Origin of the sequence: Corynebacterium sp. H113 (genome assembly GCF_037572315.1) — a bacterium.
Taxonomy (GTDB): domain Bacteria; phylum Actinomycetota; class Actinomycetes; order Mycobacteriales; family Mycobacteriaceae; genus Corynebacterium.
Window position 1 is genome coordinate 386,902 of sequence record NZ_JBBHKZ010000002.1, and the last position, 15,327, is coordinate 402,228.

16 protein-coding genes and 1 tRNA gene are annotated in these 15,327 nt (G+C 54.9%); 12 read left to right on the top strand and 5 right to left on the bottom strand.

Annotated elements, in window-relative coordinates:
* Window positions 1-71: 71 nt before the first annotated feature.
* The 3 genes from WG938_RS02970 to WG938_RS02980 all read right to left on the bottom strand — a co-directional run bounded on the left by WG938_RS02970 (window position 72) and on the right by WG938_RS02980 (window position 2,361).
* Window positions 72-1,487: an alanine/glycine:cation symporter family protein gene (locus WG938_RS02970; protein ID WP_339977375.1), complete on the bottom strand. Its 1,416-nt coding sequence runs from the start codon at window positions 1,485-1,487 to the stop codon at window positions 72-74.
* Between the two features lie 113 nt (window positions 1,488-1,600).
* On the bottom strand, window positions 1,601-1,975 hold the full coding sequence (locus WG938_RS02975; RefSeq protein WP_339977377.1) for a fluoride efflux transporter FluC: 375 nt from the start codon (window positions 1,973-1,975) through the stop codon (window positions 1,601-1,603).
* On the bottom strand, window positions 1,972-2,361 hold the full coding sequence (locus WG938_RS02980) for a fluoride efflux transporter FluC (protein WP_339977379.1): 390 nt from the start codon (window positions 2,359-2,361) through the stop codon (window positions 1,972-1,974). The genes WG938_RS02975 and WG938_RS02980 overlap by 4 nt, the downstream gene beginning before the upstream one ends.
* A gap of 158 nt (window positions 2,362-2,519) precedes the next feature.
* On the opposite strand from WG938_RS02980, the gene pgm reads away from it, so the two are divergent.
* From pgm to WG938_RS03000, 4 genes are all read left to right on the top strand, one after another.
* A complete protein-coding gene (gene pgm / locus WG938_RS02985) occupies window positions 2,520-4,175 on the top strand; it encodes a phosphoglucomutase (alpha-D-glucose-1,6-bisphosphate-dependent) (RefSeq protein WP_339977381.1) in 1,656 nt (551 codons plus the stop codon).
* Window positions 4,176-4,186: 11 nt separating this feature from the next.
* Window positions 4,187-4,633, top strand: coding sequence for a MauE/DoxX family redox-associated membrane protein (locus tag WG938_RS02990; protein ID WP_339977383.1), 447 nt, complete (start codon window positions 4,187-4,189; stop codon window positions 4,631-4,633).
* Window positions 4,634-4,767: 134 nt separating this feature from the next.
* Entirely contained in the window at window positions 4,768-5,520 is a 753-nt protein-coding gene (locus WG938_RS02995) for a DsbA family protein (RefSeq protein ID WP_339977385.1), read from the top strand.
* 166 nt (window positions 5,521-5,686) lie between these two features.
* Window positions 5,687-5,759: transfer RNA gene (locus tag WG938_RS03000), tRNA-Ala, on the top strand.
* Window positions 5,760-5,914: 155 nt separating this feature from the next.
* Here the strand turns inward: WG938_RS03000 and WG938_RS03005 are convergent.
* Window positions 5,915-6,460, bottom strand: a complete 546-nt coding sequence (locus WG938_RS03005) for a hypothetical protein (RefSeq protein WP_339977387.1) — start codon at window positions 6,458-6,460, stop codon at window positions 5,915-5,917.
* A gap of 200 nt (window positions 6,461-6,660) precedes the next feature.
* Between WG938_RS03005 and WG938_RS03010 the strand changes: the two genes are divergently transcribed.
* The 3 genes from WG938_RS03010 to WG938_RS03020 all read left to right on the top strand — a co-directional run bounded on the left by WG938_RS03010 (window position 6,661) and on the right by WG938_RS03020 (window position 9,129).
* Window positions 6,661-7,932: a multidrug effflux MFS transporter gene (locus WG938_RS03010; RefSeq protein ID WP_339977389.1), complete on the top strand. Its 1,272-nt coding sequence runs from the start codon at window positions 6,661-6,663 to the stop codon at window positions 7,930-7,932.
* Window positions 7,933-7,973: 41 nt separating this feature from the next.
* The gene (locus tag WG938_RS03015) at window positions 7,974-8,402 is read left to right on the top strand and encodes a pyridoxamine 5'-phosphate oxidase family protein (RefSeq protein ID WP_339977391.1); all 429 of its coding nucleotides are present in this window, start codon (window positions 7,974-7,976) and stop codon (window positions 8,400-8,402) included.
* 115 nt (window positions 8,403-8,517) lie between these two features.
* Window positions 8,518-9,129: a TetR/AcrR family transcriptional regulator gene (locus WG938_RS03020; protein WP_339977393.1), complete on the top strand. Its 612-nt coding sequence runs from the start codon at window positions 8,518-8,520 to the stop codon at window positions 9,127-9,129.
* Window positions 9,130-9,162: 33 nt separating this feature from the next.
* On the opposite strand, the gene nadE is transcribed toward WG938_RS03020, so the two are convergent.
* Entirely contained in the window at window positions 9,163-9,987 is an 825-nt protein-coding gene (nadE, locus tag WG938_RS03025; protein ID WP_339977395.1) for an ammonia-dependent NAD(+) synthetase, read from the bottom strand.
* Between the two features lie 38 nt (window positions 9,988-10,025).
* Here nadE and WG938_RS03030 point away from each other — a divergent pair, with 38 nt between their 5' ends.
* From WG938_RS03030 to nrdE, 5 genes are all read left to right on the top strand, one after another.
* The gene (locus WG938_RS03030; protein ID WP_445292880.1) at window positions 10,026-11,387 is read left to right on the top strand and encodes a sugar porter family MFS transporter; all 1,362 of its coding nucleotides are present in this window, start codon (window positions 10,026-10,028) and stop codon (window positions 11,385-11,387) included.
* A 184-nt stretch (window positions 11,388-11,571) separates the two neighbouring features.
* Window positions 11,572-11,694, top strand: coding sequence for a type B 50S ribosomal protein L36 (gene ykgO / locus WG938_RS03035; RefSeq protein WP_005511141.1), 123 nt, complete (start codon window positions 11,572-11,574; stop codon window positions 11,692-11,694).
* A gap of 446 nt (window positions 11,695-12,140) precedes the next feature.
* On the top strand, window positions 12,141-12,365 hold the full coding sequence (nrdH, locus tag WG938_RS03040) for a glutaredoxin-like protein NrdH (RefSeq protein WP_339977466.1): 225 nt from the start codon (window positions 12,141-12,143) through the stop codon (window positions 12,363-12,365).
* Window positions 12,366-12,457: 92 nt separating this feature from the next.
* Entirely contained in the window at window positions 12,458-12,877 is a 420-nt protein-coding gene (nrdI, locus tag WG938_RS03045) for a class Ib ribonucleoside-diphosphate reductase assembly flavoprotein NrdI (protein WP_339978764.1), read from the top strand.
* Between the two features lie 134 nt (window positions 12,878-13,011).
* The gene (gene nrdE / locus WG938_RS03050; protein ID WP_339978767.1) at window positions 13,012-15,156 is read left to right on the top strand and encodes a class 1b ribonucleoside-diphosphate reductase subunit alpha; all 2,145 of its coding nucleotides are present in this window, start codon (window positions 13,012-13,014) and stop codon (window positions 15,154-15,156) included.
* Window positions 15,157-15,327 lie beyond the last annotated feature (171 nt).

Consider the following 15,327-nt stretch of genomic DNA (forward strand, 5'->3'; position numbering starts at 1 on the left):
GAAAAATCCCGCACTCGCAGAAAACTGTGGGGCGGGATTTCGTCATTGTTCAGCATGTTGCTGGCGCAATTTTAGACAGCTTTCGAGGTGGTGGACTGCCACTGCTCGATGTCCTTTGCGGTAGCACGCAGCTGCGGGTCGAAGTCCAAGTACGCCTTGGTTTCGCGAGCAATGAGACCGGATAGGACAAGCAAACCGACCAAGTTCGGCAGAGCCATCAGACCGTTCAGCGCGGACGCGAAGGCCCATACAGTTTCAAGCTCGGTTACTGCACCCAGGTAGACAACACAGGTGAAGATGAATCGGTATGGAACGGTGCCACGTCGGCCCACCAGGCTTTCGAAGGTGCGTTCGCCGTAGTAGGACCAACCCAGCATCGTGGAGAAGGCGAAGAACACGATGGACAGGGTCACGATGGATCCTCCAATGTGTCCAGGAAGGCCACGGGAGAATGCTTCCGCAGTCATAGCGCCAGCGTCCTCAGCGCCGAGTTCCCATGCGCCAGTGGTGATGATGACCAAACCAGTGAACGACACGACGATGATCGTGTCGATGAAAGTCTGAGTCATGGACACCAAACCCTGGCGAACAGGGTGGGTCGTTTTTGCTGCTGCTGCCGCGATAGCTGCCGAACCCATACCGGACTCGTTCGAGAACAAACCACGGGCAACACCCATCTGAATTGCCGCGATGATAGTGGCACCTGTGAAGCCACCTACGGCAGAAGTACCGGTGAAGGCATCACTGAATACGAGTGCGAATGCTGCTGGAAGATCGGTGATGTTGGCGATCAGAACCCAGATCGATGCACCGATGTACAAAACGATCATCATTGGCACGAACGCAGCAGTGACCTTACCGATCGACTTAATTCCACCCATCAGCACGGCGCCTACCAGGACGAACATGATGATGCCGGTGAGCTGTGGGTCCACTTTGAAGGTCGACTCAAGGTTGGTTGCCACAGCGTTACCCTGAGTCAAGTTACCGATACCAAACGCAGCAATTGCTGCGAAAACAGCGAACGTTACGGCGAGGAACTTGCCGAAGCCATTAGGGATGGCCTTCTTCAGGTAGTACTGCGGTCCACCGGACTGCTCGCCAGCAGCGTCGGTCTGACGGAAACGAACACCAAGATATGCTTCCGAGTACTTCGAGGCCATGCCGAGAAGACCAGTCACCCACATCCAGAACAGCGCGCCTGGGCCACCGATACCGATAGCGGTTGCAACACCGACGATGTTGCCGACACCTACAGTGGCCGCCAATGCGGTCGACAGTGCCTGGTACTGCGAAATGTCGCCTTCGCCACCGTCATCTTCGCGTTCTAGCAAACCGAGACGAAGGGCAGGAACCAGCTTGCGAAGCTGGACACCTGCGAGCCGGATGGTCAGCCAGAGACCCGTACCGATGAGGAGCGGAATTAGGAGGAAGGGACTCCAGATGAAGCTGTCAGCTGCACTGAAGAACTCATTGAGGGAAGTCATAAGGGGTGAGATTACTTAATTCACCCCACTGGAGTCATATTTTCGATACCGGAAATGTTGACATAGATATGTTCAGGGGTAATTGATGGGGGTATTTGGTGCTGCGCGCCTCGTTAGTCGACTGCCGACATCATGCCGAATAGAGCTACCGCTCCGACAATGATCGTCGCTGCTGGGTAGCCAATTGTCCACCATGACTTTGATCGTGCGAGGTCGACAATTTCGCTGGCCAACGTCGACCACGTAGATAGGGCGCCAGCCATGCCGATGCCAAACGCTGCATATGCCAATACGGTGTCCGATTGGTGCCACAGCGCATACGCGGTGCCCACAACACCACACGCGATCACGTTGGCAACAAAAGTCCCGGGAATCGCTGTTCCTGACTTCTGCTTTGCGACGACTCCCAGCCAGTACCGCAGCACGCCACCCGCGGCTGCACCGATACCGATGCTGACAAACACAGGCACAGTGAAAAGCTCGATCATCGCCACACCGGCTTTTCGATGTCTCGTGTGTGGATGACCTTCGCCAATGCCATGCCCAGCCACAGTACGGCCGGGCAGCCAAGCACGGTGCCAAGGAAAGCGACAGCGATAACTGACAAAGACGGCTGGCTGAGTAAAAGAATGAATGCCGAGAACGTCGTAAAGCCCCCAAGGAATCCTGGTCCCGTCAGTAACCAAGCAGTAGAGGACTGGTTTATCAGGATGCGGGCGCAACCAAAGGCGAAACAACCAACAAAGTTGATGATGACCGTCGCCCAAGGTTCGGCAGCAAACGACGCAAGTGCGAGTCCGAGTCCTACCCTGGACAATGCGCCCAGCATGGCTCCGCAGCCGACAGCAATGGAGGAAAAAACTACGGAGCTCATGTCAGTCAGGATATTCCATGACGCACTCGATGCAGGAAACCCCCACGAATTTAGTCACAGTGTGTCACTCACCCTGCGAGGTCAGCGGAAAACGGGAACACTGGAAGTACCCATAGTTTTGCGGTTAGAAAAACCGGTTGGACACCAGGAGGACAATTATGGCTCACGAGCGCGCCGGGCAGCTTGCTCAACCACAGGATCTCATTGACGTTGCTGAACTGGTCACCGCGTACTACACGCGTCATCCAGAACCAGGCAACCCAGATCAGGCAGTGTCCTTCGGCACCTCCGGCCACCGTGGTTCTTCCTTGGATTCCGCTTTTAACGAAGATCACATCCACGCGACGACACAGGCGATTGTTGATTACCGCACATCGCAGGGGATTAACGGACCTCTGTACATCGGTCGCGATACTCACGGCTTGTCCGAACCAGCAATGGTGTCCGCTCTCGAAGTGCTGACTGCCAACGGCGTCACCGTTATGGTCGACGCTCAGGGACGCTACACCCCGACGCCAGCGGTCAGCCACGCAATCCTTACCCACAATGCTGATGTTGCAGGTGGTCCAACGGGCACGGATGCGGCGCGTGCAGACGGTATCGTCGTGACGCCATCGCACAACCCACCACGTGACGGCGGCTTCAAGTACAACCCGCCAACTGGTGGTCCCGCAGATGCGGATGCAACCGACTGGATTGCAGCTCGTGCAAATGAGTACCTGGCCAAGGGCATGGATGGCGTTAAGCGTCAGGTGGTGGAGAAGGCTGGCGATTTGATCGTCAAGCACGACTACCTGAACAACTACGTGATGGATCTGCCGAATGTGATCAATTTCGATGCGATTCGCGACTCCAATTTGCGTATCGGTGCCGACCCAATGGGTGGCGCGGCCGTGGATTACTGGGGCGCAATCGCAGACGTCCACGACCTCAACCTGACTGTGGTCAATCCACTGGTGGACGCAACCTGGCGTTTCATGACGTTGGATACCGATGGAAAAATTCGCATGGACTGCTCGTCGGCAAACGCGATGGCGTCGCTTATTGACAATCGTGACAAGTTCGATATCTCTACCGGCAACGATGCGGACTCGGACCGCCACGGCATCGTGACTCCAGATGCCGGATTGATGAATCCAAACCACTACCTGGCTGTCGCCATTGATTACCTCTTTGCGCACCGTCCAGACTGGTCTCCTGAGATGGCTGTAGGTAAGACCTTGGTGAGCTCGTCGATGATTGACCGCGTGGTCGCTGACCTTGGCCGCAAGCTCGTTGAGGTGCCAGTCGGCTTTAAGTGGTTCGTGCCAGGACTGATGTCCGGAACGATCGGTTTCGGTGGCGAGGAATCTGCAGGTGCATCGTTCCTGCGTCACGACGGCACCGTCTGGTCGACTGACAAGGACGGCATCATCTTGGACCTGCTGGCTTCCGAGATCACGGCTGTGACTGGGAAGACTCCTTCCCAGCGCTATGCAGAGTTGGCAGACAAGTTTGGTGCACCTGCTTACGCACGTACCGACGCGGATGCGAACCGTGAGCAGAAGGCGATCTTGAAGGCGCTGTCTCCAGAGCAGGTGACTGCTGACACCTTGGCTGGTGAGCCAATCACCGCGAAGCTGACGGAAGCTCCAGGTAACGGCGCTGCAATCGGCGGCTTGAAGGTCACCACTGAGAATGCTTGGTTCGCTGCTCGTCCTTCCGGCACTGAGGACAAGTACAAGATCTACGCTGAATCCTTCAAGGGAGAAGATCACTTGAAGCAGGTTCAAGCAGAGGCGCAAGAAGTGGTTTCTGCGGTTCTCGGCAACTAAACTGCCTTGACATGAAAGACATCCTAGGATTCATCGCCCGCTTCGGATTGGCAGCGGTCTGGTTGTGGTCAGGAACGGTCAAGCTGATGAATCCGTTGGATTCCCAGCGCGCTATCGCCGCCTATCAGCTGCTTCCGCAGGAGTTCGTTGAGCCATTGGCAGTGTTACTGCCGGCCGTGGAGATTATCCTCGGCTTGATGCTGCTGCTCGGTGTCTTCCTGCGATTTGCCGGTGTAGTCACCATGCTGATTATGGTCGGATTCATCATCGGCCTTGCCTCTGCCTGGGCTCGCGGGCTGCAAATCGATTGTGGTTGCTTCGGCGGTGGCGGTTACAACCCAGAAGCGGGCACAGTGACTTATCTGAAGTCGCTGGGACGCGACGTTGGATTCGTCATTTTGGGTGCCATCGTCACCTGGATTCCATTCAAGAAGTTTGCGATTCACGCGGGTAAATAGCCTGTTCGAGCCGTCGGAAAGCCACTCCAGATGGGCATGTCGGTCCTTGGCAGGACTGTTGCATTGCTCATAGTGGGGTGGTTTTTCATTGTTGACAGCGCACAAATTGGCCATTCATCGCTAGTGTGTGACGTGTGAGTCAGAAGATTAAGAACCCGAATGAAAAGAGCTCCGGCTTTCTCGTCGGCATTATCGCTCTTGTAGTCATTGTGCTTGCCGTCATTGGCGCAGTTTTGTACATGGGCCGTAACCAGCCGATGGAAGGACTGCCTAACGACGATGTGAATTTCAACGTTGCAGTCGATGGCGATGTCATTCGCCTTTCTTCCGACAAGGCTGGCGACGATGCCGTTGTCGCGCAGGTATTCGAAGACTTCTCGTGTGGATACTGTGGCGAAATGGCAACCGGTGGTCACAGCGACGAGCTGAAGGCTCTGAACGAAGGCACCCTGGTTGTGGAACAGCACACGCTGAACTTCTTGGACGGAACCGAGCCTGGGAGTGGCAAGGTCAAGCAGGACGGCCATTCGACGAAGTCCATGGCAATCATGCGTGAAATTGCGAAGACCGGTGACGCGAAGCTCTACTGGAACTTCCACGCAATGATGATGAAGGATCAGCAGACCGCTGCTGGTTGGAGCAACGAGGAGCTCGCCGAGCGCGCCAAGAGCATGGGCGCTAACGACGAGCTGGTTGCAAAGATCACGGATGGCATTGACACCGCTGAAGCTAAGAAGGCCGCCGAGGGCAACTACGGCACCCTCGAAAAGGCTCTGGGTAAGGTATCGTCCCCGCACGTCCTCGTTGACGGCAAGGACGTCCTCGACAACCTGGGCGAGCGTCCACTGACCGACTGGGTCAAGGCAGCACTGGAAACCAAGAAGTAAAACTGGCCTGAAGCGTCGCGGTGCTACGCACTGCGACGCTTTCGTCCTATCCGGTTGTTGCTTTACGACGATTTCGTCGTCAAGCATAAGCCCCTGAACAGGCGATTTGGGGAAAATTGGCCGACGGGGTAGCTTATTGAGAGTCCACTTCGGCAAGACGTGGTACGGGGCTATGGCGCAGTTGGTAGCGCACCACACTGGCAGTGTGGGGGTCACGGGTTCGAATCCCGTTAGCTCCACAGATAGCATTTCCCCTGGTCGTGATTGGCCAGGGGTTTTGTGTGTTGTAGGGACTTTTTCTTGGGGCTGTTTAGCGCCCTGATGTAGTCAGGGGATTACAGGATTCTGAGTTGGCTGTGAGCTAGTTCTTCAGCTGGAGAGGATGGAGGATCAGCTACCATCCGTACTGTTCTGCTTTTTCCTGAACAGCTCCGCACAGCGCAGGGTCATCAATGTAGCCGGCTTCGCAGCCGTGCATGGTTTGAAGTTCTCCGCTGCTAGGGTTGGGGTTTCCGTACTCGTCAGTGCCGTAGCCACAAACGGCCGCCGGACACGTTCCTCCATTGGCAATGGGGATTTCATCGGGGGAGGGGCCTGCAGCTCCTTCTGCGTCAGGGTGCTCTTGTGTGCCCTGTTGATTTGCGCAGAAATCAGTATTTTGAATGGTTCCATCCGACATGCGTGATGAGCCTGGAGTGCCAACAATGCACTCGACTACGTATGGCTCTTCGTTCTCCGGGCTAGCCTCAACAGTTTGTGTTGGGGTGGTCGTGTTGGTGGTGTTAGAGCTGGCTGATGGCTTCGGTGGCGTCTTTGAAGTTATCGGTGTCTTAGCGACAGAAGGACTTTCGGTTTGGAACTGCTGGTTTGCCGAGTTGTCCTCAGAACAACCTGCGAGCGCTAAACTCGAAAAGGCAACTACGGCTAGGACTTTCTTCATGTCAGTTTCCTTCGGACGGTTGGGCTCTCCTTGCGCTTCCTTCTAGCTTAAAAGGGTTGTGTGGATTATGTGAGTGGCCCATCACTTCGGAGGCTGCCTAAGAGCCATATATATGACGGGTCAACAATGATGTAGGGTATATCGCATACATGCCCCATGGGGTATGCGGAGTTATTCGTATTCGTTCATTGAGGTGCACTTTGTCATTCGGGTCAACTGGGGCTACCACGCCTAAGTCTGATGCGCAGCAGCGGCGCATTGCGGCGGTTACTTCGCTAGCAGCTGCGTTCGTCATTCCCATCGTCATCATCGCGGCAATGCCTCCCATTGGGTCTGCTGCGTACCTGCCGGGTTTGCCTACGGTGACCGATGACTTCTCTGTCTCAGCGAGTGCGACGCAGTTAACGTTGACGCTCTACTTCGTGGGTATGGCGCTCGGGCAGCTCTTTATCGGTCCGATCAGCGACAACTTCGGACGCCGTAGGCCCCTGATAATCGGTCTCATAACGTTTGTCGTTTTCAGTGTGCTCGTTGCGCTGTCTCCAAGCCTTGAAGTCATGCTCTTGTTCCGGTTGCTTCAGGGAATGGCTGCGAGTTCTGGAGCAGTGCTCGGCCGCGCTATCGTCGCGGATATCGCCAGCGGTGCTCGAGCTGCCCGTGTCATGAGCGTCATCGCGGCCGCCGGCATGCTGGTTCCTGCATTTGCGCCTCTCTTCGGTTCTGGAATCCTACAGTTCGGTGACTGGCGCACCATTTTCCTCGTGCTCGCTGCTATCGGTGCCGGAGTAGGGGTGTGGACATTTATCGTCGTTCCTGAGACACACCCAAAGTTTGTAAAGCACGACGAACTTCGAAAGGCCCATGCCGGGGCACAAAAGAAGCTGCCTCAGAAGCCTCATCTTGGTCGTTTTGTCTTGTACGCAGCAGCGGTGGCGCTGACGTTCGCTACGTCGTACGCAATGATCTCGGCTGGCCCATTCGTTTTTCAGAAAGTGTATGGGCTGAGTGAATCGCAATACGCCCTAACAATGGTTGTCCTGGCTGGCACTATGGCCTTCGTGGGCATGGTTGGTTCTCGGTACATGGGCGTTGAAACCCGCTTTGGTGTGGTTACACCTGAACGAGTTGTCACATTCGGGCTTGGTTGGGCGAGCTTCTTCGCAATCTTCGTTGTTATCGCCGCAATTACTCAGGCCAATGTCTTTGTGCTCCTCGCCTCGCTCATCGTGACGACGGCGCCCCTCTCCATCGCTCTCGGCTCTGCCACAGCACTTGCGATGCAGGCCAGCCCGCTGAAGCACGGCATGTCATCTGGCCTTATCGGTGCAATTCAGTCGTTAGGTGGCGCATTGGCTCCACCGCTTGTCGGTGTACTGGGCGCGGATCCTCGGCCGATGGCGTGGACCGTGATAGGCGCCGCTGGACTTGCTTTGTTGGCGAGCCAGCTGACTCGTTTTATCGGCCGAAGCTAACGGTAGTAGCAGGGTGACACGAAGAGTGGGATAATGGTGGCATGACTGAATCTTCCGAAGTAATCCAGCAGCTTTCCACCGAGGATGCTCTCGAATTGATGGGCACCAAGCACTTTGGTCGCCTTGTCGTTCGTCGTAAGGACGACATGGATTTGTTCCCACTCAACTATGTTGTGCACGAGGGAGCTATCTATTTCCGCACCGCAGAGGGTTCGAAGCTGTTCTCTCTCACTCTTAATGACGACGTGTTGTTCGAAGCTGACGATGTCGACTTGGACTCCAACAAGGCATGGTCTGTGATTGTGAAGGGCACTGCGCAGACTTTGACGTCCAACGCAGATATCGAGGCTGCAGACGAGCTCCCGCTGAAGCCGTGGCTGCCAACCTTGAAGTACAACTACGTCAAGGTAACCCCGGGCGAGGTCTCCGGTCGTCGCTTTAACCTGGGTGAAGAGCCAGAGCGCTATTGATCCTATCCGGGGAATATGCCCCTGAGGTCCGCGAAATCTGCCAAAACCGCCCGCGTGCTGGTTGACACTAGTAATCTCACGTTTTGTGACGGGGATCATAGAGAAAAGTGCGGTTATGGCGGAACCAATTGAGAGCAATAGCGGACATTGGCCGTCCCAGCAGTTAGGGGCGGCCACGCCTTTTCTGCGTGAACGTCGCGCGCATTCGCCTCGCGTTCAGCAGATCTTGGACGAGGCTCGATTGATGCTGCGTGAATCGGGCTGGCACAACGTCAGTATGCGTCGTCTAGCGGCGCGACTAGATGTCAAGGCGCCATCTCTGTACAAGCACATCAGTGGCAAGGAAGAGCTATGCGAGTTGCTCCTCGAAGAAACACTGTGTGCACTGGGGCGGTCAGTAAATGAGGCAGCAGAGTCAGAACCTACTCCGCAGTCTGTGCTCATGGCATATCGGAAGAGTGCCTTTGCAGATCCTTATGGGTATCGCCTGATTAGCCGGTCGCAGTTTGTCAACATTAACCAGCCGTCTGAGCTTGATAGCTGGATTCGTGAGCCTTTCCAGAAGGTCGCTGGCGGCGAGGCTGAAGGTCTCGCGCTGTGGGCTTTTGCGCATGGAATGGTCACGGCCGAGCTCATTCAGGATAAACATCCGACATCAGGCCAGAATGACCGTGACAGCATTAACGCTGACCAGGTGTGGGAAGCAGGTGCTCGCGTGTTTTCCTAACACGCGTCACAACTAGCTCTCATCCCTCGAGCCTTAGCTTCGCCACCACGTTTCTGCAGGTCCCGGGGGTGTGGTGCGCTTATGTCGGCTGACCATCCACAAATGTTCGATGCGATCCCTGTCTTTAGCCGAGACTTCTTTTCCCTCAAGATAGTCATCGAGAGCGGTGTAACTGACGCCCAGTGCTTCTTCATCTGGCAAGGCCGGGCGATCTTCTTCCAGATCTGCAGTTGGCACCTTCAGCCATGCTCGTTCCGGTGCTCCCAAATACTCCAGCAGCGCCGCACCTTGGCGCTTGTTCAGTCCGGAAAGTGGCATGAGGTCCGCGCCACCGTCCCCAAACTTGGTGTAAAAGCCGGTTACTGCCTCTGCTGCGTGATCAGTGCCGATGACGAGCAAGCCACGCTCGCCAGCGATCGCGTACTGCGCAATCATCCGCTCCCGAGCCTTCACATTCCCCTTGTTGAAATCTCCGAGCTCAGCTACCTGCAAAGCATCCGCAACTGCGATCTCTGAGGCATCTACTGCTGGGCCCACGTTGACGACAACTGAAGAATCCGGCTTAATGAAAGACAAAGCCATCTGCGCATCGTCTTCGTCTGCCTGCACCTGATAGGGCAGGCGCACCGCAATGAACTCGGCTTCAGACCCTTCTTTCCGTAGCTTTTCGACGGCCAGCTGAGCCAGCTTGCCCGCTAATGTGGAGTCCTGACCGCCAGAAATGCCAAGTACGAAGCCCTTAGCGTGTGCGGCTTTCAGGTAGTCGACTAGAAACTGGACACGGTGTGCTACTTCTTCAGCAGGGTCGATTGTGGGACGAACATGCAGTTTCTCGATGATCTCTGCCTGGAGTGTCATACCGCTAGGGTACCTATATGTTGGCGAAAGCTGGCACAATGTCCACCGTGAAAAATTCGACCTCATCCTGGCATTCTCTGGCTGTGGCAACTATCGCCGCGCTGGGTGGTTTGCTTTTCGGATATGACACGGGCGTGATCTCTGGAGCTTTGCTCTTTATTCAACGGTCGTTCCAGCTCACTGCTAGTCAGGAATCTACTGTAACTGCGATGTTGCTCGTAGGAGCAGCAATCGGTGCCTTCGTCGGCGGTCGGGTAGCGGACCGTATAGGCCGTCGGAGTACGATCATTATCGGAGCAGTTGGCTTCATCATCGGCAGTTTGTGGTGTGCCGTGGCGGGAAGCGCAATAGAACTGGGTGCCGCCCGTACGTTGCTCGGCTTGTGTATTGGTGCAGTATCCATCGTGGTGCCGATGTTCATTTCCGAAATGGCGCCACCGCAAATCCGCGGTCGGCTGGTCAGCTTGAATTCGCTGATGATCGTCATCGGTCAGCTCGTTGCATTCCTTACCAACTCTGCACTTGCTGAATCTGGCTCCTGGCGATGGATGCTAGGACTTGGTGCGGTGCCGGGAATTGTCCTGTTTATCGGTATGTTTTTTCTTCCTGACACTCCAGCATTCCTCCTGCAGCGTGGCAAACCAAAACAAGCGTTGCGCGTACTTCAGCGCATGCACGGCCCAGATGCATCACTTGACGAAGTTGCAGTTGCAGAGTCGTCGCAAAGTAAAGATCAGCGCAGAGCCGAACGCGCGGCATTGAGTACCCCATGGGTGCGACGCAGCGTCATCATTGCCATGCTCATTGGTGTGACGCAGCAGGTCACCGGTGCGAACGCGATCATGTACTTCGCGCCAACCATGATGAATAAGGTTGGGTTGTCGACGGAAAACTCTGTCTATACGTCAATTCTGATTGGTACTGCTTCTGTGATTGCGTGTGCGGTCGGCATGAGCGTTATCGACAAGGTAGGGCGTCGTCGAATGCTGTTGATCGGACTGAGTGGTTGTGCCATGTCCTTGCTGGCGTTGGCACCGGTATATGGCCTTGCGGCGGACTCCGGGGTAGGAGCAATGGCGGCTTTGACACTGATGACGGTGTTCATCGTCTTCCAGCAGGCAGCGGTATCAGTGGCGACGTGGTTGCTCATTTCGGAGATCGTTCCGAACGAAGTACGTGGTCTCGGCATGGGGCTTGCAGGTTTGGCTTTGTGGGTCGCGAACTGGTTTGTGGCACAGGCGTTCCTGCCGATGGTTGACGTCATTGGTGGTGCCTGGTCATTCGCGTTCTTCGCGGTCACTGGAGCGATGGCACTGGTCTTCACGTGGCGGACGGTTCCCGAAACCACGGGACGGTCATTGAGTGATGTGCGAGAAATTATGATGGAAAACAATGGCTGAGCCCTGGCGATTAACCCTGTCGGGAGGGGCGGCGCGATACTTTTTTGGTGTTCGCGGAAGCATTAGGTAACATGGCGGTTCGTGTCATGGCACCGATTGCCGGTGCCGTCCGGTTGACGAGTGCTCAAAATCCATTGGGCTCGGCGTTCAACCAATTTGGAGCCGAGTAGAAAGGAGCGCCCGAATGAAGGTCCGTAAGTCCCTTCGGTCGCTGAAGAACAAGCCGGGCGCTCAGGTTGTGCGTCGTCGCGGTAAGGTCTACGTGATCAACAAGAAGGAACCACGTTTCAAGGCTCGTCAGGGCTAATTGGAGCGTATGGCTTCCGCTGAGCTCATCTCTTAGAAGGTGTAGCTTTCAGCAAAACCGCATTGGCAGCTTGCTGCCAATGCGGTTTCTCTTTTCTGAGATGAATCACACCCATGTTATTAGTGAACCCTCATGCCATTGATAGCTGTTTTTCCACGAGTTTTTGAATAATTCGCGTGAAATTACAAGGTTGTCACGGCGTGGTGCCCAACATCTAGTGCTTCGAATTCTGATGAGCAGGGAATACTAATGATGTAACTACTAGATGTTGTATCATTGGCCTTTTTCTGGCACCAAGTGTAGTGTTTTGGATGTTGCTCCGGAACGCGGGTTAAGCCGGAGGGTAAGCGCCTCGGCTAGCAACATTTTGGCAAAATACTCACCGTTGTTGCTATGGCAGTTTCAGTGGTTGAGCGCATTTGAGCGAAAAGGAATGTGGGAGATTCATGGTTACCGTTTACAGCAAGCCAGCTTGTGTTCAGTGTCGCGCAACCACCCGTGCTTTGGATAAGGCCGGAATTGCATACGACGTAGTTGACATCACTTTGGATGACGAGGCTCGTGACTACGTCATGGCTCTTGGCCACCTGCAGGCACCAGTTGTTGACACCGGTGCGGAAACCTGGGCTGGTTTCCGTCCAGATCGCATCAAGGCTCTCCAGGCAGCTTAAAAGCGCTCGCACTGCGCATTTTCAATCCGCGGTTTCGCTCAGGCGAGACCGCGGTTCTTTGGTAAGAACCTTAAAAGGGGATGACTGCAAACATGCTCATCGTCTATTACTCGTCTGCGACGGGGAACACGCACCGGTTCGTCGAAAAGCTCGGATTTTCGAGTAAACGAATTCCGATGCGAAAGTCCGATCCGGAGTTGCTGGTAGATGAACCGTATGTGCTTATCTGTCCGACATATGGCGGTGGTGTATCGATGTCTGGGGGAAATACCAGGCCGGTCCCGCCGCAAGTTATCCGATTTCTCAATAACGAGCACAACCGCTCGTATATCCGAGGAGTCATTGCTGCAGGTAATACCAATTTTGGCGCAGATTACGGCAAGGCTGGTGATGTCATCTCCTACAAATGCAAGGTTCCATACCTGTACCGTTTCGAGTTGATGGGCAACGATGAAGACGTTGTCATTGTTCGCAAGGGACTGACAGAGTTTTTCCACGGAAAAGCTGCGTAACCACAACCTGTGTCACAAGCACATAACTGCGCGTTGACCTGCGTACTAGCCTGTGAAAATGGGCGTAATTCTAAAAACTGTAACATCTAAAAGAGCATTGAAGAGAGCTACGAGGAGCGAGAAGATTGGCTGAAATGGGCAAGTCAGTGGCGGAGCCAGTAGGGGACGAGCAGCTGGATTACCACGCGCTCAATGCACTGCTGAATCTTTATGATGACGATGGTCAGATTCAGTTCGACAAGGACCGACAGGCTGCACGTCAGTACTTCTTGCAGCACGTCAATCAGAACACGGTTTTCTTCCATAACCTGAAGGAAAAACTCGACTACCTGGTCGAGAACAAGTACTACGATGCGGAGATCCTCGGCAAGTACGAATTCGAGGACATCAAGGCCCTATTCAAGCAGGCATACGCGCACAAGTTCCGTTTCAAGTCGTTCCTCGGTGCGTACAAGTACTACACCTCGTACACCCTGAAGACCTTCGACGGGAAGCGCTACTTGGAGCGTTACGAAGACCGTGTCTGCATGGTTGCTCTCACGCTTGCCGATGGTGATTTGAAGCTCGCTCAGGAACTCGTCGACGAGATTATTACTGGTCGTTTCCAGCCTGCGACTCCTACTTTCCTTAACTCGGGTAAGGCCCAGCGTGGCGAGCCTGTGAGCTGCTTCCTCTTGCGTATCGAAGACAATATGGAGTCCATCGGTCGCGCTATCAACTCTTCGTTGCAGTTGTCCAAGCGCGGTGGTGGCGTTGCGCTGCTGCTCAGCAACTTGCGTGAGCAGGGCGCGCCTATTAAGCACATTGAAAACCAGTCTTCTGGCGTCATTCCTGTGATGAAGCTGCTGGAGGACTCTTTCTCCTACGCTAACCAGCTGGGTGCGCGACAGGGCGCAGGCGCTGTGTACTTGCATGCACACCACCCAGACATTTTGCGATTCCTGGATACCAAGCGCGAGAACGCTGATGAAAAGATTCGCATCAAGTCGTTGTCGCTCGGCGTTGTCATCCCAGATATCACGTTCGAACTGGCAAAGCGCAACGACGACATGTACCTGTTCAGCCCATATGACGTCGAGCGCGTCTATGGTCGACCTTTCGCGGATGTCAGCATCTCCGAGAACTACCAGGATATGGTCGAGGATCCTCGGATCAAGAAGCACAAGATTAATGCCCGTGCGTTCTTCCAGACTTTGGCGGAGATTCAGTTCGAGTCCGGCTACCCGTACATCATGTTCGAGGACACGGTAAATAAGGCCAACCCAATTGACGGTCGGATTACCCACTCGAACCTGTGCTCCGAGATTCTGCAGGTATCTACCCCTTCTACGTACAACGCAGATTTGTCGTACGCAGAGGTCGGCGAGGATATTTCCTGCAACCTGGGCTCGATGAACATCGCAATGGCGATGGATTCGGACAACTTCTCTAAGACCATCGAAACCGCAATTCGTGGTCTGACCGCAGTGTCCGATCAGACGTCGCTTGACTCCGTTCCTTCTATTAAGAAGGGCAACGAGAAATCTCACGCGATTGGCCTTGGTCAGATGAACCTGCACGGCTACTTCGGCCGCGAACGTATTCACTACGGTTCTGAAGAAGGAATCGACTTCACCAACATCTACTTCTACTGTGTGCTCTTCGAAGCTCTTAAGGCATCGAAGGAGATCGCGAAGGAACGTGGTGTTCGTTTCGGTGGCTTCGAGAACTCCGACTACGCCAACGGCTCCTTCTTCGACAAGTACATCGATCAGGCGTGGGAGCCACAGACTGAGAAGGTCAAGCAGCTTTTCGAGAACTCATCGGTTCACATCCCAACGCAGGATGACTGGCGCGAGCTCAAGGCTGAGATCCAGAAGCACGGCATGTACAACCGCAACCTGCAGGCGGTTCCGCCTACCGGTTCGATTTCGTACATCAACAACTCGACGTCGTCGATCCACCCCATTGCCTCCAAGATTGAGATCCGCAAGGAAGGCAAGATCGGTCGCGTCTACTACCCAGCGCCGCATCTCACCAATGACAATCTGGAGTACTTCCAGGATGCCTACGAGATTGGCTACGAGAAGATCATCGACACTTACGCCGCTGCCACCCAGCACGTCGACCAGGGCTTGTCGCTGACGCTGTTCTTCAAGGACACCGCAACTACCCGTGACATCAACCGTGCGCAGATCTATGCATGGCGCAAGGGCATCAAGACGATTTACTACATCCGCCTCCGCCAGGTTGCTCTGGAAGGGACGGAAGTTCAGGGCTGCGTTTCCTGCATGCTCTAGTTCCGCTCGCATGATGTAAACGCTTGACGACGAACTCGTCGTCAAGCACCAGGCCCACAGATGTTTGCACGGACTCTGTGGGCCTTCGCCCTATGTCACGCCTGCCACTGGGGCAGGGGAGTGACGGGATGCGGGACGTGAAAAGGGGCGTCCGCGAAATGCACCTTATTA

What these genes read in the sequence shown, in the direction of transcription:
- WG938_RS02970 (WP_339977375.1), bottom strand. Translation starts at nt 1,487, where the DNA reads ATGACTTCCCTCAATGAGTTCTTCAGTGCAGCTGACAGCTTCATCTGG.
- WG938_RS02975 (WP_339977377.1), bottom strand. Translation starts at nt 1,975, where the DNA reads ATGATCGAGCTTTTCACTGTGCCTGTGTTTGTCAGCATCGGTATCGGT.
- WG938_RS02980 (WP_339977379.1), bottom strand. Translation starts at nt 2,361, where the DNA reads ATGAGCTCCGTAGTTTTTTCCTCCATTGCTGTCGGCTGCGGAGCCATG.
- pgm (WP_339977381.1), top strand. Translation starts at nt 2,520, where the DNA reads ATGGCTCACGAGCGCGCCGGGCAGCTTGCTCAACCACAGGATCTCATT.
- WG938_RS02990 (WP_339977383.1), top strand. Translation starts at nt 4,187, where the DNA reads ATGAAAGACATCCTAGGATTCATCGCCCGCTTCGGATTGGCAGCGGTC.
- WG938_RS03005 (WP_339977387.1), bottom strand. Translation starts at nt 6,460, where the DNA reads ATGAAGAAAGTCCTAGCCGTAGTTGCCTTTTCGAGTTTAGCGCTCGCA.
- WG938_RS03015 (WP_339977391.1), top strand. Translation starts at nt 7,974, where the DNA reads ATGACTGAATCTTCCGAAGTAATCCAGCAGCTTTCCACCGAGGATGCT.
- WG938_RS03020 (WP_339977393.1), top strand. Translation starts at nt 8,518, where the DNA reads ATGGCGGAACCAATTGAGAGCAATAGCGGACATTGGCCGTCCCAGCAG.
- nadE (WP_339977395.1), bottom strand. Translation starts at nt 9,987, where the DNA reads ATGACACTCCAGGCAGAGATCATCGAGAAACTGCATGTTCGTCCCACA.
- WG938_RS03030 (WP_445292880.1), top strand. Translation starts at nt 10,026, where the DNA reads ATGTCCACCGTGAAAAATTCGACCTCATCCTGGCATTCTCTGGCTGTG.
- ykgO (WP_005511141.1), top strand. Translation starts at nt 11,572, where the DNA reads ATGAAGGTCCGTAAGTCCCTTCGGTCGCTGAAGAACAAGCCGGGCGCT.
- nrdH (WP_339977466.1), top strand. Translation starts at nt 12,141, where the DNA reads ATGGTTACCGTTTACAGCAAGCCAGCTTGTGTTCAGTGTCGCGCAACC.
- nrdI (WP_339978764.1), top strand. Translation starts at nt 12,458, where the DNA reads ATGCTCATCGTCTATTACTCGTCTGCGACGGGGAACACGCACCGGTTC.
- nrdE (WP_339978767.1), top strand. Translation starts at nt 13,012, where the DNA reads ATGGGCAAGTCAGTGGCGGAGCCAGTAGGGGACGAGCAGCTGGATTAC.